18 protein-coding genes are annotated in these 21907 nt (G+C 74.1%); 3 read left to right on the top strand and 15 right to left on the bottom strand.

Annotation, left to right across the window (positions count from 1 at the left end):
* Window positions 1-32 precede the first annotated feature (32 nt).
* Window positions 33-1346, bottom strand: coding sequence for a PAS domain-containing protein (locus ACZ46W_RS20535; RefSeq protein ID WP_468339418.1), 1314 nt, complete (start codon window positions 1344-1346; stop codon window positions 33-35).
* 438 nt (window positions 1347-1784) lie between these two features.
* On the opposite strand from ACZ46W_RS20535, the gene ACZ46W_RS20540 reads away from it, so the two are divergent.
* Window positions 1785-2129 carry a hypothetical protein gene (locus tag ACZ46W_RS20540; RefSeq protein ID WP_468339420.1) on the top strand — a complete coding sequence of 115 codons (345 nt, stop codon included), beginning with the start codon at window positions 1785-1787 and terminating at the stop codon, window positions 2127-2129.
* Window positions 2130-2172: 43 nt separating this feature from the next.
* On the opposite strand, the gene ACZ46W_RS20545 is transcribed toward ACZ46W_RS20540, so the two are convergent.
* From ACZ46W_RS20545 to ACZ46W_RS20555, 3 genes are read right to left on the bottom strand one after another with little or no spacing between them, the layout of a single operon-like run.
* Entirely contained in the window at window positions 2173-3006 is an 834-nt protein-coding gene (locus tag ACZ46W_RS20545) for an ABC transporter permease (RefSeq protein ID WP_468339422.1), read from the bottom strand.
* Window positions 3003-4043 (bottom strand): ABC transporter ATP-binding protein, encoded by a 1041-nt coding sequence (locus tag ACZ46W_RS20550; protein WP_468339424.1) that lies wholly within the window; start codon window positions 4041-4043, stop codon window positions 3003-3005. The genes ACZ46W_RS20545 and ACZ46W_RS20550 overlap by 4 nt, the downstream gene beginning before the upstream one ends.
* Before the next feature lie 2 nt (window positions 4044-4045).
* A complete protein-coding gene (locus ACZ46W_RS20555) occupies window positions 4046-4855 on the bottom strand; it encodes an ABC transporter permease (protein WP_468339426.1) in 810 nt (269 codons plus the stop codon).
* Between the two features lie 109 nt (window positions 4856-4964).
* Between ACZ46W_RS20555 and ACZ46W_RS20560 the strand changes: the two genes are divergently transcribed.
* Window positions 4965-5843, top strand: coding sequence for a winged helix-turn-helix transcriptional regulator (locus ACZ46W_RS20560; protein WP_468339428.1), 879 nt, complete (start codon window positions 4965-4967; stop codon window positions 5841-5843).
* A 3-nt stretch (window positions 5844-5846) separates the two neighbouring features.
* On the opposite strand, the gene pdxH is transcribed toward ACZ46W_RS20560, so the two are convergent.
* A complete protein-coding gene (pdxH, locus tag ACZ46W_RS20565; RefSeq protein WP_468339430.1) occupies window positions 5847-6524 on the bottom strand; it encodes a pyridoxamine 5'-phosphate oxidase in 678 nt (225 codons plus the stop codon).
* A gap of 218 nt (window positions 6525-6742) precedes the next feature.
* Here pdxH and ACZ46W_RS20570 point away from each other — a divergent pair, with 218 nt between their 5' ends.
* Entirely contained in the window at window positions 6743-7843 is a 1101-nt protein-coding gene (locus ACZ46W_RS20570) for a citrate synthase 2 (RefSeq protein WP_468339432.1), read from the top strand.
* A gap of 64 nt (window positions 7844-7907) precedes the next feature.
* Here ACZ46W_RS20570 and ACZ46W_RS20575 read toward each other — a convergent pair whose 3' ends face one another.
* The 10 genes from ACZ46W_RS20575 to ACZ46W_RS20620 all read right to left on the bottom strand — a co-directional run bounded on the left by ACZ46W_RS20575 (window position 7908) and on the right by ACZ46W_RS20620 (window position 21837).
* On the bottom strand, window positions 7908-8501 hold the full coding sequence (locus ACZ46W_RS20575) for a TetR/AcrR family transcriptional regulator (RefSeq protein WP_468339434.1): 594 nt from the start codon (window positions 8499-8501) through the stop codon (window positions 7908-7910).
* Window positions 8489-9226 (bottom strand): enoyl-CoA hydratase family protein, encoded by a 738-nt coding sequence (locus ACZ46W_RS20580; RefSeq protein ID WP_468339436.1) that lies wholly within the window; start codon window positions 9224-9226, stop codon window positions 8489-8491. The genes ACZ46W_RS20575 and ACZ46W_RS20580 overlap by 13 nt, the downstream gene beginning before the upstream one ends.
* Window positions 9223-10800 carry a 4-coumarate--CoA ligase family protein gene (locus ACZ46W_RS20585; RefSeq protein WP_468339438.1) on the bottom strand — a complete coding sequence of 526 codons (1578 nt, stop codon included), beginning with the start codon at window positions 10798-10800 and terminating at the stop codon, window positions 9223-9225. Before ACZ46W_RS20585 ends, ACZ46W_RS20580 begins: the two co-directional genes overlap by 4 nt.
* An 11-nt stretch (window positions 10801-10811) precedes the next feature.
* Window positions 10812-11945, bottom strand: coding sequence for an acyl-CoA dehydrogenase family protein (locus ACZ46W_RS20590; protein WP_468339440.1), 1134 nt, complete (start codon window positions 11943-11945; stop codon window positions 10812-10814).
* Window positions 11942-13843: an acetyl/propionyl/methylcrotonyl-CoA carboxylase subunit alpha gene (locus ACZ46W_RS20595; protein ID WP_468339442.1), complete on the bottom strand. Its 1902-nt coding sequence runs from the start codon at window positions 13841-13843 to the stop codon at window positions 11942-11944. The genes ACZ46W_RS20590 and ACZ46W_RS20595 overlap by 4 nt, the downstream gene beginning before the upstream one ends.
* A gap of 7 nt (window positions 13844-13850) precedes the next feature.
* Window positions 13851-15449: an acyl-CoA carboxylase subunit beta gene (locus ACZ46W_RS20600; protein ID WP_468339444.1), complete on the bottom strand. Its 1599-nt coding sequence runs from the start codon at window positions 15447-15449 to the stop codon at window positions 13851-13853.
* Window positions 15446-17119 carry an acyclic terpene utilization AtuA family protein gene (locus tag ACZ46W_RS20605; protein WP_468339446.1) on the bottom strand — a complete coding sequence of 558 codons (1674 nt, stop codon included), beginning with the start codon at window positions 17117-17119 and terminating at the stop codon, window positions 15446-15448. The genes ACZ46W_RS20600 and ACZ46W_RS20605 overlap by 4 nt, the downstream gene beginning before the upstream one ends.
* On the bottom strand, window positions 17116-17904 hold the full coding sequence (locus tag ACZ46W_RS20610) for a TIGR03084 family metal-binding protein (protein WP_468339448.1): 789 nt from the start codon (window positions 17902-17904) through the stop codon (window positions 17116-17118). Before ACZ46W_RS20610 ends, ACZ46W_RS20605 begins: the two co-directional genes overlap by 4 nt.
* Before the next feature lie 78 nt (window positions 17905-17982).
* The gene (locus tag ACZ46W_RS20615) at window positions 17983-18933 is read right to left on the bottom strand and encodes an EamA family transporter (RefSeq protein WP_468339450.1); all 951 of its coding nucleotides are present in this window, start codon (window positions 18931-18933) and stop codon (window positions 17983-17985) included.
* A 108-nt stretch (window positions 18934-19041) separates the two neighbouring features.
* Entirely contained in the window at window positions 19042-21837 is a 2796-nt protein-coding gene (locus ACZ46W_RS20620) for an FAD-binding and (Fe-S)-binding domain-containing protein (protein ID WP_468339452.1), read from the bottom strand.
* Window positions 21838-21907 lie beyond the last annotated feature (70 nt).

A 21907-nucleotide genomic window follows, 5' to 3' on the forward strand; every position in this document is an offset into this window, starting at 1 on the left:
CCGACCCGGGGTCGCCGGGGCCACCGCGCCCGTTAAGCGTCCAGCGTGGAGGCCAGGTCCACCGCCGAGGCGACGCGGACCGCGACGGTCTGGGCGTAGATGGCGTCCGGGCGTTCGAAGGCGGGGCGGGGGCCGGACCGGAGGAAGGTGAGGACGCCGAGCGTGCGGCCGCGGCTGCGGAGCACCGTGCACAGGGCGTGCGCCGCGTCCGGGGGCCAGTGGCGGTCCGTCGCCCAGGAGTCCGACGTGGCGCTCGCCCGCACCGGCCCCGTCCGGTCCACCGCCTGCAACGCCGGGTGCCCGGCCGCGTACCGCACCGGGATGCCGCCGCCCGCGAGGCGGGCCACCGGGCCGGGCGCCCCGGTCGGGGAGGCGGCGGCCCGCACGAGCCGGTCGCCCTGGAACAGGTCCACCAGCGCGTGGTCGGCGAAGCCGGCCAGCGCGAAGTCCAGGTAGGTCGCCGCCGCCTCCATCGGGTCCTCGCATTCGGCGGCCGCGCTGCCCGCCCGGTGGAGCTGACTGGACCGGAACCGCAGCCGGTCGGCTTCCTGTTCCTTCAGCCTCGCGTCCGTCACGTCCTGGAACAGCCAGCCGACACCCAGCGGCACCGGTTCCTCCGCGAGCGGTGACGCCAGCCGCAGGAAGCCGCTGCGCCAGCAGCGCCGCCGCTCGCCCTCCGGTGTCCGCAGCGTCACCCACAGCTCGACCGGCGCCTTGGGCGCGCCCTCCGCCAGGACGTGGTGCAGGGCGCCCTCCAGCTCCTCCACGCCCTGCACGACGACTTCGCCGAGCGGCCGCCCGAGCAGCGTCGTACGCCCGGCGCCGAGCGCCCGCGCGGCGTGTGCGTTCACGACGGTGGGGCGGAGGTCCACGTCCACCAGCACCACGCCCCAGGAGGCGTCCTCGAACAGCGCCTCGCTCAGCGCGATGGACCGCTCCAGGTCGATCTGGGCGTGCACCTCGCTGAACGCGCAGTACACCCCGGCCGGCCGGCCGTCCGCGCCCCGCACCCCGGCCGACTGCGTCCGCACGAGCACCCGCCCGCCGTCCTTGCGGAGGAGGGCGAACTCGTGGACCTGGCGGCCGGGCGCGTCCATGACGGCCATCAGCCGCCGGTGTACGTCGTCGGCGTCCGCGCTGCGCACGGCCCACCCGGCGAACCCGGGCCGTCCGACGGCCTCCTCGGCGCTCCACCCGAGGATCCGCTCGGCTTCCCGGTTCCAGTGGGTGAGCACCCCGTCGGCGTCGAAAGCGCACAGCGCGGCGTCCATCCCGTCGAGCAGCGCGGCGAGCAGATCCGCCCCGGTCGCGGCCCGCCCCTCGGTCTCGCTCCTGGACGCACTCATCCCGGCACCCCCTGCAGGACGTGTACTCGCGTGCGTGCACGTGCACGCCCGGTCATTCAACTGGAACGTGACTCAGAACACAGCCGGTTCCCGGAAATCGCCCGGCTCGAAAAAACCGGTTGTGGGACGCCGGGGCCGTTCCTAGGGTGTGGGGCACACGAAGAAAGGAGGTGATCCGGAAGTGGTTTCTTTTCGGATGCGTGAGGTGACTGCGGGCTGAGGCCTGTTGTCGCACTCTGTGCAACGTCGGCAGGCCTCCTGCCGCAATCCCAAGCAGTCACCGACCCGCGGGTTCGCCGGCACATCCGGCCGGCCTCTCCGTCAGGAGAGCCAGAGCCCGCGGGTTTCTGCTGTGAGTATCCGGACCCACCGTTCCGAGTACCCGTCTGAGTACCCGCCACGATGTCCGGCCCACCGGCCGGCGCACAGAATGGCGGCATGAACGCCACCGACTCGCCCCGCACCGCCCCTCCGGCCACCGACCCCTTCGCGCCCAGCACGCGCGCCGTGCGCGTGTTCGCCGGGATCGGACTGCTGCTGCTCGCGGTCACGTTCATCGGCACCCTCGTCATCGTGCTGAACCAGGCCTACACGGGCGACGGCGCCTCCGGCCCGCTGATCGAGGTGGCCATGTGGTCGCTGGGCCTGTCCGGCCTGGTGGGGCTCTGGGCGCTGTGCCTGCCCCGTGACGCGGTCGGCCACAGGGTGCGGAGCGTGGCGGTGGTCGTGCAGTACGCGCTGGCCGTGGCCGGACCGCTGCTCGCGGCCGTCGACTTCTCGTAGCTCACGTCACGCCAGCAGCTCACGTCACGCCAGCAGCTCACCGTCACGCCAGCCCCAGCCGCCCCGTCCGCTGCGAGCGCGCCTCGCCCGCGCGGAGGATCAGGGCCGCGGCGCACAGCAGGAACGCGCTGAGGGCGGCCAGGCCCGTCAGGGCAGGAGCCAGCTCGGTGAGCGTCCCGGCTTCGAGCAGCGCGCCGCGCACCGCGAGCAGGCTGCCCGTCAGGGGGAAGACGGCGCCGACGAGTTGGACGGCCACGGGGAGGGCGAAGTTGGGCAGGCGGACGGCGGAGACGAACCAGAGGGGCTCGTCGAGGATCGTGTAGAGGAACGCCGAATCCCGGGAGAAGACCAGCAGGCTGTTGAGGAACGCCCCCCACGCCACGGCCGGGACCAGCAGGGCCAGGAACACCACCCCGTACATCCACCAGGCGGCGACGGACAGGGTGCCGAAGCCGGCAAGGGCGGCGACGGTGAAGCAGGTGAGGAGCCAGGCGTTCTGGAGGAGGGCGCCGGTGCCGTTGGCGAGCATGAGGGTGAGGCGTCCGGCGGGGCTGAGGAAGAGCAGCTCCAGGGTTCCGGTGGTGCGCTCGAAGGACAGGTGCCAGGCGGACTGGACGAGCGAGAAGAAGAAGGCGTACGCGAGGGTGCCGGTCGCGAGGAAGGCCAGGAGCCGCTCGGGGTCGGTGGCGAGCGGCCAGTTCGCGGCGGCCGGCGACGCGGTGGCGACGGGGCGCAACGTGTAGTAGGTGGTGGCGAGTTGCAGCACCGGCCAGACGAGCATGGAGAACACGACGAGGGGCTGGCCGAAGAGGCGGCGGTGCTGCTTGAGCGCCTCGGCCGCGAAGACGCGCGGGGCGTGACGGAAGGCGCCGGTCATGCCGGACCCCCCGCCGCGGTCCCGGCGCCCACGGCCCCGGCGCCCGCGTTCCCGACGTCCGCGTTCCCGGCCCCGGCCCCGGCGCCCGCGGCGAGCGTCAGGATCGCGTCCTCCAGGCTCGCCTCGGCGATCTCCAGGCCCCCGATGGAGCCGCCCGCCCCGACGATGGCCGCCGCGAGCGGGCCGGCGATGTCGTCGGGGTGGCGCAGGGTGATCAGCTCCGTGCCGTCGGGCCGCCGTTCCGCGACGGCCCCGAAGGGGGCGACGGCCGCGGCGGTACGGGGCGTGGGGTTGGTGACCGTGACGCGTACCGTCCGGTGGCTGCCGGTCGCGGCCTTGAGCCGCGCCGGGCTGCCCTCGGCGAGGTGGCGGCCGGCCGAGATGACGTAGACGTGGGAGCAGAGTTCCTCGACCTCGGCCAGGTAGTGGGAGGTGAGGAGCACTCCGGTGCCGTCGGCGGCGAGGTCGGCGACGACACGGCGGAGGTCGCGGGCGATGGGAGCGTCGAGGCCGAGCGTGGGCTCGTCGAGGAGCAGGTAGGCGGGACGGTTGATCAGGCCACGGGCGATGGCCAGGCGCTGCGTCATGCCGCGCGAGTACCGCTCGACCATGGTGTCGGCGGCGTCGGTGAGGCCGACGAGGGCGAGGAGTTCGCCGATGCGGGTGCGCAGCTCGGCCTTCGGCACGTCGTAGAGCTGGCCGAAGTACCAGAGGTTCTCCCGGCCCGTCATACGGGTGTAGACCATGCGCTCGCCGCCCGCGATGAGGTTGATCCGGCGGCGTACGGCGCGGGCGTCGGCGACCGTGTCGAGGCCGTCGACCGTCACGGTGCCGGAGGTGGGGCGCAGGAGCGTCGCGAGGGTCTTGATGGTGGTGGTCTTGCCGGCGCCGTTGAGGCCGAGGAGGCCGGTGATGCGGCCGGGCGGGATGTCGAGGTCGAGCCCGTCGACGGCGGTCTTGAGCGTACGAGGGCGGAAGAGGCCCTTGTCGCGTACGGGGAAGTCCTTGCGCAGCGCGCGGACCTCGATGCCCTTCATCGTCAGTACGTCCTTTCGACGGCGCGGGCCTCGGCGCGCGGCAGGTACCGCACCCCGGCGAGCAGGTAGGCGGCGGTGAGCGCGAGGCAGGTGAGGAGGCGGGGTGCGAGGTCGGCGAGGGTGTGGCCGCCGGTGAGGGAGCCGTGCAGGACGTCCATGGCGGCGGTGGTGGGGAGCGCCTCGGCGAGCCACTGGGCGGGCTCCGGGAGGTAGGCGCGGGGAAAGGTGAAGCCGCACAGCAGGCCGAGCACGATGAAGACGGTGTTCTGGGAGATGTGCGCCTCGCCCGCCGCGATCATCAGCCCGCCGAGCCCCACCGAGAGGGCGAATACGGCGGCGATGAGGGCGAGCGCCCCGGCGAGCGCGCCGAGCGGCGAGGCGACCGGGATCGTGATGCCGAGCAGGCCGATGACGGCGCCGAGAGCGAGGAACTCGACGAGGCTGCTGAGCACCGCGAAGCCGGTGAAGCCCAGCAGGTAGGGCAGCCGGGCCGCCGGGGCGATCAGCAGTGCGCCGAGGGTGCCCTGGCGCTGTTCGGTGATGAGCGCCTTCGCGGACCACAGGATGAGGCGGACGGTGAACTGGAAGGCGGTCGCGCCGACCGCGATGTAGGCGAGGTACGCGGCGGGTCCGGCGCCGCTGGCGGCGGTGAAGTCGTCGCCGACGTGGCCGCCGCCGATGGCGTGGTAGCCGAGGTACGCGAGCGAGATGGTGAGCGCGGCGGGCAGCACGGTGCCGACGGCGTAGGTCCATGGATAGGCGCGTCTGGTCATCTGCCAGGTGCGCCAGGCGGTAGCCCGGGCAATGGGCACGGCCGGTTCCTCCCCCGAGTCAGTTCCCATTCGAAACTCCAGTCGCGTAAGTTTCTATCGGGAACTCACTCGGTGGCGCAAGATGGAGCCCGTCGAGAGAGAGGACGCCATGAACAGAGCAGTGCCCGAGCGCGACGCCGCCTGTGCCGTCGCGCACGCCGCCGCCGTGGTCGGCGACTGGTGGAGCCTGCTGCTGGTACGGGAGACCGCGCGCGGCCGGCACCGTTTCGACGAGTTGCAGCACGAGCTGGGCATCTCGCGGAAGGTCCTCACCGAGCGGCTGAACCACCTCGTCGACAGCGGCGTCCTGGAGAAGGTCCCCTACCAGCGGGCGCCCGTGCGCCACGAGTACCGGCTCACCGCCGCCGGGCGCGCCCTGCTGCCCGTCCTGGTCGCCATGCAGGACTGGGCCGACCGCTGGCTGCTCGGCGACGGCACCCTGACCGCGTCCGCCGACGAGGACAGCGCCGAGGCGCGGCGCGTACTGGCCCTGCCGGGCACCCGGCTGCCCCGGCTGACGCTCCCCGCGCACACCGGTGGTGAACTCGACCCGGTGGACGACCGCGCGGGCGCCACCGTGCTCTTCGCCTACCCGGCGACCGGGCGCCCGAGCCCGCTGCCGGACGGCTGGTCGGAGATCCCCGGCACGGTCGGCTGCACCCTGGAGAACCGGCTCTTCCGCGACGCGTACGGCGACTTCACGGCGGCCGGGCTCGCGGTGCGCGGGGTCAGCACGCAGCGCCCGGACGAGCAGCGGGCCTTCGCCGCCGCCGAGGACATCCCCTTCCCGCTGCTGTCCGACATGGACAGCCGGCTGTCGGCGGCGCTGCGGCTGCCGACGTTCCGGGCCGGGCAGGGTCTGCGGCTGAAGCGGGCGGTGCTGGTACTGGACCGGGAGCGTGCCGTACGCCACGTGCAGTACCCGGTGACGGACATCCCGGCGGCCGTGGCGACGGCCCTGGCCGAGGCCCGCCGCGTCGCCGCGTGACCGTCAGGGCGACAGCCGCTCGACCCGCCAGCCCTCGCCGTCCCGGACGTACCGGAGCCGGTCGTGCAGCCGGTTCTCGTGGCCCTGCCAGAACTCGACCGTCTCGGGTGCGATCCGGAAGCCGCCCCAGTGCGGCGGCACCGGCACCTGCTCGCCCTCCGGGTAGCGCGCCGCCAGCTCCTCGTACCGGGCCAGCAGCTCCGCCCGCGAGGCGATCACCGACGACTGCTCGCTGGCCCAGGCACCGAGCTGGGAGCCGTGCGGGCGGGTGCGGAAGTACGCGGCCGTCTCGTCGCGCCCGACGCGGGACGCGGTGCCGGTGACGAGGACCTGGCGGGCGACCGGGTGCCAGGGGAAGAGGAGCGAGACGTACGGGTTGGTCTCCAGCTCCGCGCCCTTGCGGGAGCCGTAATTGGTGAAGAAGACGAACCCTCGCTCGTCGTAGTGCTTCAGCAGCACCGTGCGTGCCGACGGCCGGCCCTCGGGCGTGGCCGTCGAGACGATCATGGCGTTGGGCTCGACGATGGCGTCACTGTCGACGGCCTCCTCGAACCAGCGCGCGAACTGGTCCATCGGCCCGGGCGCGAGGTCCGCCTCCAAGAACTCGGCGGTGCGGTACTGCTCGCGCATGGCGGCGGGATCGAGAGCTGCTGGGTCGAGAGCGTCTGTCACAAGGCCCATCCTGCCGTAGCACCCCAGTCTGCCCGGCACCGCGTGCCATTAATCCTCCCTGACCGGTTCGGCGGAGTGTGCCGGATGTCACGCTTCCCCGCATCGGAGGAACCCGACAGACTCATGCGCTGGGTCACTGTTCCCTCCCCACGACGGTGCCGGATGACCACCCGCCGTACGGGGCATCACCGCACCACTGGAAGACTCACCTGACGAGGAGCCGCCTGATGTCCGACTTCGTACCCGGACTCGAAGGAGTCGTCGCGTTCGAGACGGAGATCGCCGAACCGGACAAGGAGGGCGGCGCGCTCCGGTACCGCGGCGTCGACATCGAGGACCTGGTCGGTCAGGTCTCCTTCGGCAACGTCTGGGGCCTGCTGGTCGACGGGGCGTTCAACCCCGGCCTGCCGCCCGCCGAGCCGTTCCCCATCCCGGTGCACTCCGGCGACATCCGCGTGGACGTGCAGTCGGCGCTGGCCATGCTGGCGCCCGTGTGGGGGCTGCGGCCGCTGCTCGACATCGACGAGGAGCAGGCCCGCGACGACCTCGCGCGCGCCGCCGTCATGGCGCTGTCCTACGTCGCCCAGTCGGCGCGCGGCCAGGGCCTGCCGATGGTCCCGCAGAGCGAGATCGACAAGGCGCAGTCGGTCGTCGAGCGCTTCATGATCCGCTGGCGCGGCGAGCCGGACCCCAAGCACGTCAAGGCCGTGGACGCCTACTGGACGTCCGCCGCCGAGCACGGCATGAACGCCTCCACCTTCACCGCCCGCGTCATCGCCTCCACGGGCGCCGACGTGGCCGCCGCGCTGTCGGGCGCCGTGGGCGCCATGTCCGGGCCGCTGCACGGCGGGGCGCCCTCCCGCGTGCTGGGCATGATCGAGGAGATCGAGCGCACCGGTGACGCCGGCGCCTACGTCCGCCAGGCCCTCGACAAGGGCGAGCGCCTGATGGGCTTCGGCCACCGCGTCTACCGCGCCGAGGACCCTCGTGCCCGCGTGCTGCGCCGCACCGCCAAGGAGCTGGGCGCGCCGCGCTTCGAGGTCGCCGAGGCGCTGGAGAAGGCCGCCCTGGAGGAGCTGCACAACCGGCGCCCGGACCGCGTCCTGGCGACGAACGTCGAGTTCTGGGCGGCGATCGTGCTGGACTTCGCGGAGGTCCCGGCGCACATGTTCACGTCCATGTTCACCTGCGCCCGCACGGCCGGCTGGTCGGCGCACATCCTGGAGCAGAAGCGCACCGGCCGCCTGGTCCGCCCCTCGGCCCGCTACGTGGGCCCTGGCGCGCGCAGCCCGCGCGAGATCGCCGGGTACGAGGACATCGCCGGCTGACCCCGCACCCACGGGAACGGCGCCGCACCCTGCACGGGTGCGGCGCCGTTCCCGTACCCCGGGCTCACCCCAGCACGTCGTCCAGCAGCGCCGCCCACTGCGCCACCACCCGCTCGCGGCGCGCGGTGTCGTCCGTGAGCAGGTTGGCCAGGCCCAGGCCGCGCGCCATGTCCAGCAGGCCCTGGACCGTCTCGCGCACGCCCGGCCGGGACTCGTCGGCGCCGAGCAGCTCCACCGCGATGCGGTGGGTCTCGCGGCCGACCCGCGCCTCCAGCTCGGTCACCCGGGGCCGCAGTTGCTCCTCGTTGGAGGCGGCCACCCACAGGTGCAGGGCCGCCCGGAACAGCGGGCCGGTGTAGAGGTCGACCAGGGCGGCGACGACCGCCGCGCGGTCCTGCACGGGCAGGGCGCGCAGCGCCTGGGAGCGTTCCTCGGCGACGTACTCGACCGCCGCCGTGAACAGGTCCTCCCGGGTCGGGAAGTGGTGCTGTGCCGCGCCCCGCGAGACACCGGCGCGTTCGGCGACGACGGAGACCGTCGAGCCCGCCCAGCCGTGTTCCGCGAGGCACGCCACGGCCGCCGCGAGGAGCCGCTGCCGGGTGGCCCGGCTGCGGTCCTGCTTCGGCGCCTTGGGAGCCGAGGAGGTCACAACACCCATACGGGGTCCCGTCGTTCGAGGAAGGCCGTCATTCCCTCGCGTGCCTCCGCCGAGGCGAAGAGCGAGGCCGAGCGCTGTACGAGGTCCTCCGCGTCGCGCTCGAACATCTCCAGCACCCTAGCCGTGACGAGCCTCTTGGCCTCCGCCAGCCCCTGCGGCGACGCCCGGCGCAGCCCGTCCAGCACGGGGGCGAGGACCGCGTCCACGTCGTCCCCGACGACCGTCGCCAGCCCGATCCGGGCCGCCTCGGCCGCGTCGAACCGCTCACCGGTGAGGTAGTAGCGGGTGGCGGCCCGCGCGTCGAGACGCGGCAGCAGGGACAGGGAGATCACCGACGGCGCCACCCCGATCCGCACCTCCGTGAGCGCGAAGTCCGAGCCCGTCCCCGCCGCCACGATGTCGCACGCCCCGAGCAGCCCCAGCCCCCCGGCCCGCACGTGCCCCCGCACCCGCGCCACCACCGGCTTGGGCAGCTCCACGATCGCCCGCAGCAGCGCCACGAAGGTGTACGGGCTGGGCGGCGCCTTCAGGTCGGCGCCCGCGCTGAACGTGGACCCGGTGTGCGTGAGCACCACCGCCCGTACCGCCGGGTCCTTGCCGCAGCCCTCCAGCGCGGCGGCCAGCTCGCCGACGAGCCGCGCCGACAGGGCGTTGCGGTTGTCCGGAGAATCCAGCGTCAGGGTCGTGATGCCCCGCTCGTGCGCGGTGGTGACGAGACTCGTCATGCGCCCTCTCGCTCCCTCAGTTCGCGCCGGAGGATCTTCCCCGACGCCGCCCTCGGCACGCCGTCGATGAACTCGACGCGCCGGATCTTCTTGTACGGGGCGACCTTCCCCGCCACGAAGGCGATGATGTCGTCGCCCGTCAGCCCGGTCGCGTCGGGCTGACGGACGACGTACGCCTTGGGGACCTCGTTGCCGTCCTCGTCGTACACGCCGATCACCGCCGCGTCCGCGACGCCCTCGTGGGTGAGCAGCAGCGCCTCCAGCTCGGCCGGGGCGACCTGGAAGCCCTTGTACTTGATCAGTTCCTTGACCCGGTCGACGACGAACAGCCACCCCTCCTCGTCGACCCGGCCTATGTCCCCGGTGTGCACCCACCCGTCGGCGTCGATCATCGCGGCGGTGGCGTCCGGGCGGCCCAGGTACCCCTTCATCACCTGCGGCCCCCGTACGGCGATCTCGCCCTCCTCACCGGGGGCGGCGTCCTTGGCCGGGTCGTCCAGGGACAGGATCCGCATCTCGGTGCCCGGCAGGAGCTTGCCGACCGCGCCGGGTGGGGGGCTGGGCGCGTCCAGTGGGACGACGTGCGTGGCGGGCGACAGCTCCGTCATCCCGTACGCCTGCCGCACCGGCGGCAGACCCAGGCGGGCCGAGCACGCCTCGGCGAGGCGCGCGTCGAGCGGGGCGGCGGCGCTGACGACGTACTCCAGCGACGACAGGTCGTAGCGCGCGACCGCCGGGTGCTTGGCGAGCGCCAGGACGATCGGCGGGGCCACGTACAGGGCGTTGATGCGGTGCTTCTCGATGGCCGCGAGGAACTGGTCGAGCTCGAAGCGGGGCAGGACGACGACGGTGGCGCCCTGCCGCAGCGGGGCGTTCATCAGCGCGGTCAGCCCGTATATGTGGAAGAACGGCAGGACGGCGAGGACCCGGTCCCCCGGGCGCATCGGGATCAGGGGTTCGAGCTGCGCCAGGTTGGTGGCGATGGAGCGGTGCGTGAGCATGACGCCCTTGGGGACGCCGGTGGTGCCGGAGGAGTACGGCAGGGCGGCGATGTCCTCGTCGGGGTCGATGGCGACGTCCGGTTCGGGGGCGGTCGAGCCCAGCATGTCGAGGATCGAGCGGTGGCCCTCGGCCTCGTCGCACACCAGGACCTCCGTGACACCGCCCGCCAGTTCGGCGGCCCGGCGGGCGGTGGCGAGCAGCGGGGAGACGGTGACGATCCAGCGGGCGGAGGAGTCGCGTAGCTGCTTGGCGAACTCCTCGGCGGTGGACAGCGGGTGGACGGTGGTGACGGCCGCTCCGGCGCGGGTCGCCGCGTAGAAGACGACCGGGTAGGCGACCGTGTTGGGGCTGTGCAGCGCCAGGACGTCGCCCTTGCGCACCCCCGCCTCGGCGAGCGCGGCGGCGACCCGCCGGTGGTAGGTGTCGAGCCGGCCGTACGTGAGGGTCAGGTCGCCCGCCCCGTCGACGAGGGCGGCCTCGTCGGCGTACGCGGCGGCCGAACGGGCCAGTACCGCGTCGTGGATGGGGAGGGAAACGGTCGGGACGTCCGCGTACTCGCTGTGGAACACCATCACGGCTCCTGTCAGTACGACTTCGGGAGACCCAGGGTCTGGTGGGACACGTAGTTCAGAATCATTTCCCGGCTTACCGGAGCGATGCGTGCCACTCGCGAGGCGGTGATGAGCGAGGCGAGCCCGAACTCGCGGGTGAGGCCGTTGCCGCCGAGGGTGTGGACGGCACTGTCGACGGCCCTCACGCATGCCTCGGCGGCGGCGTACTTGGCCATGTTGGCGGCCTCGCCGGCCCCGGTGTCGTCGCCCGCGTCGTAGAGGAGGGCGGCCTTCCGCATCATCAGGCGGGCCAGCTCCAGCTCGATGTGGACCTGGGCGAGGGGGTGGGCGATGGCCTGGTGGGCACCGATGGGGGCCTTCCACACCTGCCGGTCCTTGGCGTACTCGACGGCCCTGGCCAGCGCGTACCGGCCCATGCCCAGGGAGAAGGCGGCGGTCATGACGCGCTCGGGGTTGAGCCCGGCGAAGAGCTGGAGGAGCCCCGCGTCCTCGTCGCCCACGAGGGCGTCGGCCGGGAGGCGCACGTCGTCGAGGGTCAGCTCGAACTGCTTCTCGTGGGCGTTCAGTTCCATGTCGATCTGCCGCCGCCCGAAGCCGGGGGCGTCGCGCGGGACGACGAACAGGCAGGGCTTGAGCTTCCCGGTGCGGGCGTCCTCGGTCCGTCCCACGATGAGGGTCGCGTCGGCGATGTCGACGCCGGAGATGAACACCTTCCGGCCGGTCAGCACCCAGTTGTCGCCGTCCCGGCGGGCGGTGGTGGTGATCCGGTGGGAGTTGGAGCCCGCGTCGGGCTCGGTGATGCCGAACGCCATGGTGCGGGTGCCGTCGGCCAGGCCCGGCAGCCAGCGCCGCTTCTGCTCGTCGGTGCCGAAGCGGGCGATGACCGTGCCGCAGATGGCGGGCGAGACGACCATCATGAGCAGCGGGCAGCCCGCCGCGCCCAGCTCTTCGAGGACGATGGACAGCTCGGCCATGCCGCCGCCCCCGCCGCCGTACTCCTCGGGGAGGTTCACCCCCAGGTAGCCGAGCTTGCCCGCCTCCGCCCACAGGGCCTCGCGGTCGTGCTCGCGCCCGTGGCGGCGGCCGAGGGCGGCGACGGCGGATCGGAGGGCGGTGTGCTCTTCGGTCTCGATGACGGTGCTCATTGCTCGGTCTCCTCTTCGGACGACTCTTCTACGACGGCGAGCAGGGCTCCGACCTCGACCTGGCGGCCGGGGGCGGCGTGGAGCGCGGTGAGCGTGCCGGAGGCGGGAGCGGTGATCCTGTGCTCCATCTTCATCGCCTCCAGCCAGACGAGCGGCTGCCCCGCCTCGACGCGGGCGCCGGCCGCGACGTCGGCGACCCGGACGACGGTGCCGGGCATGGGCGCGAGCAGCGAACCGGGCGCGGTGCGCTCGGCCGGGTCGGTGAACCGGGGGTGGACGGTCAGCCGGTGGCCGTTCACATGGACGACGCCGTCGCCGTGGTCGGCCACCGCCCAGCGCCGTACGACACCGTCCACTTCGAGGCTCACGCACCCGGGCGAAACGTCCACCACGCGTGCGTGCGGGTGGGACTCGACGGTGAACCCGCCTCCCCGCGTGGGCAGGTAGCGCACCTCGTGGTCGCCGTAGCGGACGGTCTGCGGCTGCGACGGTACGTTGCGGAAGGCGCCGCCGAAGCGCCCGGAGCGGCGCGCGGCGGCCGCGAGGGCGGCGGCGACGGCCGCGTACTCCTCGCCCGGCGCGGGCGCGGTCAGCCCGGCGAGGTTGCGCTCGTAGAACCCGGTGTCGACGCGCCCCGCCACGAAGTCCGGGTGCCGCAACGACCGGGTGAGCAGGTCCCGGTTGGTGACCGGCCCGTGCACCCGGGCCCGCGCCAGCGCGTGGGCCAGTCGCCGGACCGCCTCCTCCCGGGTGGGCGCGTGGGCGATCACCTTGGCCAGCATGGCGTCGTAGTGGACGCCCACGGTGTCCCCGGCGGCGTACCCGGCGTCGACGCGCAGCCCGGGGCCGGCGGGGAGGTCCAGCGCGTGCAGGACGCCCGACTGCGGGGCCCAGTCCCTGGCCGGGTCCTCCGCGTACAGGCGGGCCTCCACGGCATGGCCGGAGGCGGCCGGGGGCTCGGGCGGCAGCGGGGCGCCCTCGGCGACCTGGAGCTGCGACGCCACCAGGTCGAGCCCGAACACCGCCTCCGTGACCGGGTGTTCGACCTGGAGGCGGGTGTTCATCTCCAGGAAGTACGCCCGGTCGCCCGCGACCAGGAACTCGACCGTGCCCGCGCCGACGTACCCCACCGCCCGCGCGGCGGCCACCGCCGAGGCGTGCAGGGTCTCGCGCAGGGCCGGGCCCAGGCCGGGTGCCGGGGCCTCCTCGATGACCTTCTGGTGGCGCCGCTGGAGCGAGCAGTCCCGGGTGCCCAGCGCCCACACCGTGCCGTGCGCGTCGGCGAGGACCTGGACCTCGACGTGCCGGCCGCGCTCGACGTACGGCTCCGCGAACACCTCGCCGTCCCCGAACGCCGACCGCGCCTCGGCGGCCGCCGCCGCCAGCTCGCCCGGCAGGGCGGCGAGGTCCCGGACGACCCGCATGCCCCGGCCGCCGCCGCCCGCCGCCGCCTTGAGCAGCAGCGGCAGGTCCGCGTCGGTGGCCGTCGCGGGGTCGACGGGCGCGAGGAGCGGCACGCCCGCCGCGCCCATCAGCTCCTTGGCGCGCGTCTTGGACGCCATCGCCTCGATGGCCTTCGGCGGCGGGCCGATCCAGACCAGGCCCGCGTCGATGACGGCCCGCGCGAAGTCGGCGTTCTCGGACAGGAACCCGTACCCCGGGTGCACCGCGTCCGCGCCCGCCGCGAGCGCGGCCCGCACGATCAGGTCGCCGCGCAGGTACGTGTCCGAGGGCGCCGCGCCCGGCAGCCGTACCGCCGCGTCGGCCTCCCGCACGTGCAGCGCGCCCGCGTCCGGGTCCGCGTACACCGCGACCGTGTCGATGCCGAGCGAGCGGCACGTGCGGAAGACGCGGCAGGCGATCTCGGCGCGGTTCGCCACCAGAACTGAAGTGATCATCAGGGCCTCACATCCGGAAGACGCCGAAGCCGCCGCGCGCGCCTTCGACCGGGGCGGTGTGGATCGCCGACAGGCACAGGCCGAGGACGGTACGGGTGTCGCGCGGGTCGATGACCCCGTCGTCGTACAGCCGCCCCGACAGGAACATCGGCAGGGACTCGGACTCGATCTGCTGCTCCACCATGGCGCGCAGCGCGGCGTCGCCCTCGTCGTCGTAGGGCTGCCCCTTGGCGGCGGCGGACGCGCGGGCGACGATCGACAGGACGCCGGCGAGCTGCTGCGGGCCCATGACGGCGGACTTGGCGCTGGGCCAGGCGAACAGGAAGCGGGGGTCGTAGGCGCGCCCGCACATGCCGTAGTGCCCGGCGCCGTACGACGCGCCCATGAGCACGGACAGGTGCGGGACGCGGGAGTTGCTCACCGCGTTGATCATCATCGCGCCGTGCTTGATGATGCCGCCCTGCTCGTACTCCTTGCCGACCATGTAGCCGGTGGTGTTGTGCAGGAAGAGCAGCGGGACGTCCCGCTGGTTGGCGAGCTGGATGAACTGCGCCGCCTTCTGCGACTCGGCGGAGAACAGCACCCCTTGGGCGTTGGCGAGGATCCCGACCGGATAGCCGTGCAGGGACGCCCAGCCCGTCACCAGCGACGGCCCGTACAGCGGCTTGAACTCGTCGAAGTCCGAGGCGTCGACGATCCGGGCGATGACCTCGCGCGGGTCGAAGGGGGTCCTCAGATCCCCCGGCACGATCCCGAGGAGCTCCTCCGGGTCGTACTTCGGGGGCTCGGCGGGCCCCGGATCGGGGTGCGCCTTGCGGTGGTTGAGGCGCGCGACGATCCGGCGGGCCTGGCGGACGGCGTCGGCCTCGTCCACCGCGTAGTGGTCGGCGAGCCCCGACACGCGCGCGTGCATCTCGGCACCGCCGAGCGACTCGTCGTCGCTCTCCTCGCCGGTGGCCATCCTCACCAGCGGCGGGCCGCCCAGGAAGACCTTCGACCGCTCCTTGATCATCACGGTGTGGTCGGACATGCCCGGCACATAGGCGCCCCCCGCGGTCGAGTTGCCGAAGACCACGGCGATGGTGGGTATCCCGGCGGCGGACAGCCGGGTGATGTCGCGGAACAGCGCCCCGCCGGGGATGAAGATCTCCTTCTGGGAGGGCAGGTCCGCGCCGCCGGACTCGACGAGGGCGATGCAGGGGAGGCGGTTGGCGTACGCGATCTCGTTGGCCCGCAGCGCCTTCTTCAGGGTCCACGGGTTGGACGCGCCACCGCGTACGGTCGGGTCGTTGGCGGTGATCAGGCACTCGACGCCCTCGACGACACCGATGCCGGTGACGATCGACGCGCCCACGGGGTAGTCGCTGCCCCAGGCGGCGAGCGGGGACAGCTCCAGGAACGGCGCGTCGGGGTCGAGGAGCAGCTCGATGCGTTCGCGGGCCAGCAGCTTGCCGCGCTTCCGGTGCCGCTCGACGTACTTCTCGCCGCCGCCTTTCAGCGTTTTCGCGTGCTCGGCCGCCAGCTCGGCGAGCTTGGCGAGCATGGCCTCGCGGTGGGCGGCGTAGTCGGGCCCGGTGGTGTCGAGGGCCGAGGGGAGGACGGTCACAGGAGGGCCTCCGGTATGTCGAGGTGGCGGGCGCGCAGCCATTCGCCCAGCGCCTTGGCCTGGGGGTCGAACCTGGCCTGGGCGGCGACGCCTTCGCCGAGCAGGCCGGTGACGGTGAAGTTCAGCGCGCGGAGGTTCGGCAGGACGTGCCGTACGACGTCCAGCGGTCCGGTTTCCGGGAGGAGTTCGCGCAGCCGGTCGACGCTGAGGGTGTGGGCGAGCCAGCGCCATGTCTCGTCCGTGGGCGCCCACACCCCGATGTTGGCGTCGCCGCCCTTGTCGCCGCTCCTCGCCCCGGCGACCAGCCCGAGCGGGACGCGGCGTACCGGACCGTCCGGGAGGGGCTCGGGAAGCGGGGGCTCGGGGACGGGCTCCAGCGCCCTCGTCCGCACCGCCGCCGGGATCACCTCCCGCTCGCCGTCCGGGAGTACGGCGGTGTGCGTGACGGTGCCGGGATCGACGTACACCGCCTCGAACACCCCGTAGGGCGCGCCCTTTCCGGGCGGGGCCGTGACGTGGAAGCCCGGGTAGCTCGCCAAGGCCAGCTCGATGGCCGCGCCGCTCACGGCCCGGCCCACCGCGTCGGGGTCGGCGTCCCGGACGACCAGCCGCAGCAGGGCGCTGGCGGTCTCCTCGGTGTCGGCGTCCGGCCGGTCGGTGCGGGCCAGTTCCCACCGCACCTCGGCGGGCTTCACGGCAAGGGAGCTCTCCCACTGTTCGCGCACCAGCCGCGCCTTGGCCTCGATGTCGAGCCCCGTCAGGACGAACACGACCTCGTTGCGCCAGCCGCCGAGCCGGTTCAGCCCGGCCTTCAGCGCCGGGGGCGGCGCCTCGCCCCGTACGCCCGTGATCCGCACCCGGTCCGGCCCGTCCGCCGTCAGGGTCACGGTGTCGAGCCGTGCGGTGACGTCGGGTCCCGCGTACCGGGCGCCGGCCGTCTCGTACAGGAGCTGCGCGGTGACCGTGCCGGGGTCCACGACTCCGCCCGTGCCGTCCTGCTTGGTGATGACGGAGCTGCCGTCCTCGTGCAGCTCGGCGACCGGGAATCCGGGCCGCCGGACGTCGTGCCGGGCGAAGAAGGCGTAGTTGCCGCCCGTCGCCTGCGTCCCGCACTCCAGGACGTGCCCGGCGACCACGGCCCCCGCCAGCCTGTCGTACTCCTCCGGGCCCCACCCGAACCACCACGCCGCCGGCCCGCTGACCAGCGCCGCGTCCGTGACCCGCCCGGTGACCACCACGTCCGCCCCGCCGCGCAGGCACGCCGTGATGCCGCCACCGCCCAGGTACGCGTTGGCCGTCAGCGCCCCTTGCGGCACCGGGAGCTGGTCGCCCTCGACGTGGGCGACGCGCACCTCGGGGAGTCCGAGGCGGTCCGCGAGGGCGCGCAGCGCGTCGGCGAGACCGGCGGGGTTGAGCCCGCCGGCGTTGGTCACGATCTTCACTCCGCGCTCGTGGGCGAGCCCGAGGCCCTCCTCCATCTGGCGCAGGAAGGTCTTGGCGTAGCCGAGCCCCGGGTCCTTCAGGCGGTCCCGGCCGAGGATGAGCATGGTCAGCTCGGCGAGGTAGTCGCCGGTCAGGACGTCCAGTTCGCCGCCGGTGAGCATCTCGCGCACGGCGTCGAAGCGGTCGCCGTAGAAGCCGGAGGCGTTCCCGATCCGCAGCACGCTCATGCCGTCCTCCCAGGCGCCCGGCCGGGGCCCGCCGGTCCGGCGAAGGCCTGCGCGATGTCGAGCCACCGGTCGGCGTCGGCGCCCTCGGCGCGTACGGCGAGGTCGGCGCGGTGGGCGCGCTGGGTGACCAGGAGGCAGAAGTCGAGGGCGGGGCCGGTGACGCGCTGCGCCGCGTTCTCCGGGCCGTAGGCCCACACGCCGGAGCCGTCCGGAGCGGTGAGCTCCACGCGGAAGGGCTCACCCGGGACGGGCAGCCCTCGCACCGCGTAGGCGTAGTCCCGGGCCCGTACGCCGATCCAGGCGACGTGCCGGAGGCGGGCGGTCGGCGCGCGTACGGCACCGAGGGCGTCGGCGATGTCCTGGCCGTGTGCCCAGGTCTCCATCAGGCGGGCGGTCGCCATGGACGCCGCGCTCATGGGCGGCCCGTACCAGGGGAAGCGGGCGCCCGCGGGGGCGGCGTGCAGGGCGGTCAGGAGCCGTTCCCGGCCGTCCCTCCAACGGGCCAGGAGCTCCCCCGGCGGGGCGGCGGCGCCCGCCTCCGCGCCGTCGTCGACGAAGGTCTCGGGCGCCTTGAGTGCCTCTTCGACGTGCGCGGCGAACCGGTCCGCGTCCGTGATGGCGAGCAGGGCCGCGTCGTCGGTCCAGGCCAGGTGGGCGATCTGGTGCGCGACGGTCCAGCGGGGCGCGGGGGTGGGCGTGGCCCAGCCGTCCGGTCTCAGGCCCGCGACGAGCCGGTCGACCTCCTCGCTCTCGTCTCGCAGATCGGCCAGCAGGGCATCCGACACGGTGCGCTCCCTCCGGGACACGGCAGTGCGTGCCCCGGAGCATGGCAGCGCCCGAGGAAACAAGCAAGCATGCTTGCTTTACTTTTCTGCCGTCCGCTTCGTCGTCTGCGACCGCACCGCTCCCATGCTCGCCGCGATGACCAGCGCGATCGCCAACGCGTCGGTGACGGAAAGCGCTTGGCGCAGGATGAGGAACCCGGCCGTGGCCGCGATGGCGGGCTCCAGGCTCATCAGGATGGCGAAGGTGGGGGCGGGCAGGCGGCGCAGCGCGAGCAGTTCGAGGGTGTACGGCAGGACCGACGACAGCAGGGCGACGGCGAGGCCGAGCCCGATCGTGGAGGGCACCAGCAGCCTGGACCCGGCCTCGGCGATGCCCAGCGGCAGGGTGAGCACCGCGCCGACGGCCATCGCCAGCGCCAGCCCGTCGGCCTGCGGGAAGCGCCGCCCGGTGCGGGCGCTGAAGACGATGTACGCCGCCCACATCGCGCCCGCCGACAGCGCGAACGCCGCGCCCACGGGGTCCAGCCGGTCGAACCCGCCCCCGCTCAGCAGCACCACGCCGGCCAGCGCGAGCCCGGCCCACACGACGTTGACCAGCCGCCGCGAGACGACCACCGACAGGGCGAGCGGCCCGAGCACCTCCAGGGTCACGGCGGCACCCAGCGGGATGCGGTCGGCGGCCTGGTAGAAGAGGACGTTCATCGCGGCCATGACGGCACCGAAGGCGACGACCGTCCCCCAGTCCGCCCGCGTGTAACCGCGCACCTTCGGCCGGCACAGCGCCAGCAGCACCAGGGCGGCCAGCACCAGCCGCAACGTGACGACCCCGACCGCCCCGGCGCGCGGCATGAGCAGCACGGCGACGGCGGCCCCGAACTGCACGGACAACCCGCCGGCCACCACCAGCGCGACCGGCCCGAGCGACCCGCGCCGCCTCACGCCCTCCTGGGGATGCGCGGCGGACGCCTCGGGGAGCGCGACGGCGGATGCGTCCACGACCGACGCGTCCGGACGTGCGGTGTCGTTCACCGGGGTAACCTCGACTTCTTCCTCTTCGTGAGTACATTGGATTGAACTTCCAGACCAAGGTACTGCACCGGCCGCCGGAAGCCCACCCACCCACGGTAAGCGCCGCCCCTAGCCGTCGAGCCCCTCCGCCAGCACCTCCGCCAGGTGCCTGGCGCGGCGGCCGGCGAGCTGGGCCAACTGGGTGCGGCAGGAGAAGCCGTCCGCGAGGAGTTCGGTGCCGGGGGCGGCGGCGCGGACAGCGGGGAGGAGCTGGTCCTCGGCGCAGGCGACCGAGACGTCGTGGTGGCCGCGTTCGAAGCCGAAGTTGCCGGCCAGGCCGCAACAGCCGCCGCTCAGGTCGCCGGTCAGGCCCGCGCGGGCGCGGAGGCGGCGTTCGGCGGCGTCACCGAGGACGGCGTGCTGGTGGCAGTGGGTCTGGCCGGCGGCCGGGCGGTCCAGGCGCGGGGGCTGCCAGTCGGGGGCGTACTCCTCCAGGGCCTGGGCGAAGGTGCGCACGGAGCCGGCCAGGCGGCGGGCGCGGGGGTCGTCGGGGAGCAGCTCGGGCAGGTCGGTCTTCAGGGCGGCGGCGCAGCTCGGTTCGAGGACGACCAAGGGCACGTTGGTGAAGGGCTCCATGACGTCGAGCGTGCGGCGCATGACGGTTCGGGCGTGGTCGAGCTGGCCGGTGGAGACGTACGTGAGGCCGCAGCACACCCGCGCGGGAGGCAGGGCCGGGCGGAGGCCCGCCGCCTCCAGGACCGTGACGGCCGCGCGACCCACGGACGGGGACAGGTGGTCGGTGAACGTGTCGGGCCACAGGAGCAGGTCGCCCGCCCCCGCCGCCGGGCCCCGCCGCGCGAACCAGGCGCGGAACGTCCGCGGCGCCAGCTCCGGGATGTCCCGCTCCGGCGCGATGCCCGCCACCCGCTTGGCCGCCGCCGCGAGCGGGCGCACCCGTGCGGCGGCGTTGAGGACCCGGGCGAAGGGGGCCGCCAGGCGCAGCCACTGCGGCAGGCGGCCCATCGCGTAGTGGGCGGCGGGACGCGGCCGCCCCGCGTAGTGGTGGTGCAGGAACTCCGCCTTGTACGTGGCCATGTCGACCCCGACCGGGCAGTCGCTGCGGCAGCCCTTGCACGAGAGGCACAGGTCCAGCGCGTCCCGCACCTCCGGTGACCGCCACCCCTCCGTCACCACCTCGCCCGCCAGCATCTCGTGCAGCAGCCGGGCCCGGCCGCGCGTGGAGTGCCGCTCCTCCCCCGTGGCCCGGAAGGACGGGCACATCACGCCGGGGCCCTGGCCGGGGCCGTCCACCCGGCACTTGGCGACACCGACGCAGCGCCGTACGGCGGTCGCGAAGTCGCCGCCGTCGTGCGGGTAGCCGAAGGCGACGTCCACCCGCTCGCGCGGCAGCACGTCGAAGCGGAGGTTCTCGTCCAGGCGGGCGGGCCGGGCGAGCATGCCGGGGTTCATGCCCCCGTCCGGGTCCCACAGGTCCTTGAACCGGCCGAAGAGGGCGACCAGCTCGTTCCCGTACATCTTCGGCAGCAGCTCGGCCCGGGCCTGCCCGTCGCCGTGTTCGCCGGACAGTGAGCCGCCGTGGGCGACGACGAGGTCGGCGACGTCCTCGGAGAACCGCCGGAAGCGGCCCACTCCCGCCTTCGACACGAGGTCGAAGTCGATACGGACGTGGATGCAGCCGTCGCCGAAGTGGCCGTAGGGCGTGCCGCGCAGCCCGTGCGCGGCGAGCAGGGCGCGGAAGTCACGGAGGTACGCGCCCAGGCGGGCGGGCGGGACCGCGCAGTCCTCCCAGCCGGGCCAGGCCTCGGCGCCGTCGGCGGTGCGCGTGGCGGTTCCGGCGGCGTCCTCCCGGACCCGCCACAGGGCCCGCTGGGCGGCCGGGTCGGTGACGACGGTGCCGTCCAGGGCGTCGGCGGCGCGCAGCAGGGCCTCGGCGTGGGCGCGCGCCTCGGCGGGCGTCGCACCGCCGGTCTCGGCGAACAGCCAGGCGCCGCCCCGGGGCAGGGTGGTGCGGGCGGCCGGGTCGCGCACCAGGTCCTCGGCCATGCCCTCGACGGTGAGCGGGGCGTGCGGGAGGAGGCCGGGCGCCGCCTCGGCGGCCGCGCTCTCGTCGGCGTACCCGAGGACGGCGAGGGCGCGGGCGGCCGGCGACTCGACCAGCCGTACGGTCGCCTCGGTCAGCACGCCCAGGGTGCCCTCGCTGCCGCAGAAGGCGCGGGCGAGGTCGGTGCCGCGCTCGGGGAGGAGGGCGTCCAGGGCGTAGCCGGAGATGCGGCGGGGCAGGCCGGGCGGGAAGCCGGTGCGGATGGCCGCCAGGTGCCGGCCGACCAGGTCTGCCAGCCCGTCGGGGGCGCCCTCGCCGTGCCGCCCCAGGCGCCGTTCGGTGCCGCCGTACGTCACGACCGACAGGCCCACGACGTTGTCGGCGGTCGTCCCCCACGCCACCGAGTGCGACCCGCACGCGTTGTTGCCGATCATCCCGCCGAGCGTGCAGCGGCTGTGCGTGGACGGATCGGGCCCGAAGGTCAGCCCGTACGGGCGCGCCGCGTCACGCAGCCGGTCCAGCACCACGCCGGGCCGGACCACGGCCGTCCGCGCCTCGGGGTCCACCGACACGATGTCCCGCATGTGCCGGGTGAGGTCGAGCACGACGCCCGTGCCGGTCGCCTGCCCGGCGATCGAGGTGCCCGCCCCGCGCGGCACGACCGGCACGCCGTGCTCCCGGCACACCTCCAGTACGGCTGCCACGTCGGCCGCGTCGCGCGGGGCCACGACCCCGACGGGGACGCGGCGGTAGTTGGACGCGTCCATGGTGTGCAGCGCCCGGGCCGCCGTGCCGAAGTCCACCTCGCCCCGCACGGCGGTGCGCAGCGCCCGTGCGATCTCTGACTGCCGCTGATCACCCATGCGGCCAGCATGCCCCCGACGGGGCCGGTGACCTCCGGTCCCTCGCCGAGACCTCCGCAAGAAAGCGCGC

It is taken from the genome of Streptomyces sp. NPDC031064 (assembly GCF_055570965.1).

What these genes read in the sequence shown, in the direction of transcription:
- ACZ46W_RS20535 (WP_468339418.1), bottom strand. Translation starts at nt 1,346, where the DNA reads ATGAGTGCGTCCAGGAGCGAGACCGAGGGGCGGGCCGCGACCGGGGCG.
- ACZ46W_RS20540 (WP_468339420.1), top strand. Translation starts at nt 1,785, where the DNA reads ATGAACGCCACCGACTCGCCCCGCACCGCCCCTCCGGCCACCGACCCC.
- ACZ46W_RS20545 (WP_468339422.1), bottom strand. Translation starts at nt 3,006, where the DNA reads ATGACCGGCGCCTTCCGTCACGCCCCGCGCGTCTTCGCGGCCGAGGCG.
- ACZ46W_RS20550 (WP_468339424.1), bottom strand. Translation starts at nt 4,043, where the DNA reads ATGAAGGGCATCGAGGTCCGCGCGCTGCGCAAGGACTTCCCCGTACGC.
- ACZ46W_RS20560 (WP_468339428.1), top strand. Translation starts at nt 4,965, where the DNA reads ATGAACAGAGCAGTGCCCGAGCGCGACGCCGCCTGTGCCGTCGCGCAC.
- pdxH (WP_468339430.1), bottom strand. Translation starts at nt 6,524, where the DNA reads ATGGGCCTTGTGACAGACGCTCTCGACCCAGCAGCTCTCGATCCCGCC.
- ACZ46W_RS20570 (WP_468339432.1), top strand. Translation starts at nt 6,743, where the DNA reads ATGTCCGACTTCGTACCCGGACTCGAAGGAGTCGTCGCGTTCGAGACG.
- ACZ46W_RS20575 (WP_468339434.1), bottom strand. Translation starts at nt 8,501, where the DNA reads ATGGGTGTTGTGACCTCCTCGGCTCCCAAGGCGCCGAAGCAGGACCGC.
- ACZ46W_RS20580 (WP_468339436.1), bottom strand. Translation starts at nt 9,226, where the DNA reads ATGACGAGTCTCGTCACCACCGCGCACGAGCGGGGCATCACGACCCTG.
- ACZ46W_RS20585 (WP_468339438.1), bottom strand. Translation starts at nt 10,800, where the DNA reads ATGGTGTTCCACAGCGAGTACGCGGACGTCCCGACCGTTTCCCTCCCC.
- ACZ46W_RS20590 (WP_468339440.1), bottom strand. Translation starts at nt 11,945, where the DNA reads ATGAGCACCGTCATCGAGACCGAAGAGCACACCGCCCTCCGATCCGCC.
- ACZ46W_RS20595 (WP_468339442.1), bottom strand. Translation starts at nt 13,843, where the DNA reads ATGATCACTTCAGTTCTGGTGGCGAACCGCGCCGAGATCGCCTGCCGC.
- ACZ46W_RS20605 (WP_468339446.1), bottom strand. Translation starts at nt 17,119, where the DNA reads ATGAGCGTGCTGCGGATCGGGAACGCCTCCGGCTTCTACGGCGACCGC.
- ACZ46W_RS20620 (WP_468339452.1), bottom strand. Translation starts at nt 21,837, where the DNA reads ATGGGTGATCAGCGGCAGTCAGAGATCGCACGGGCGCTGCGCACCGCC.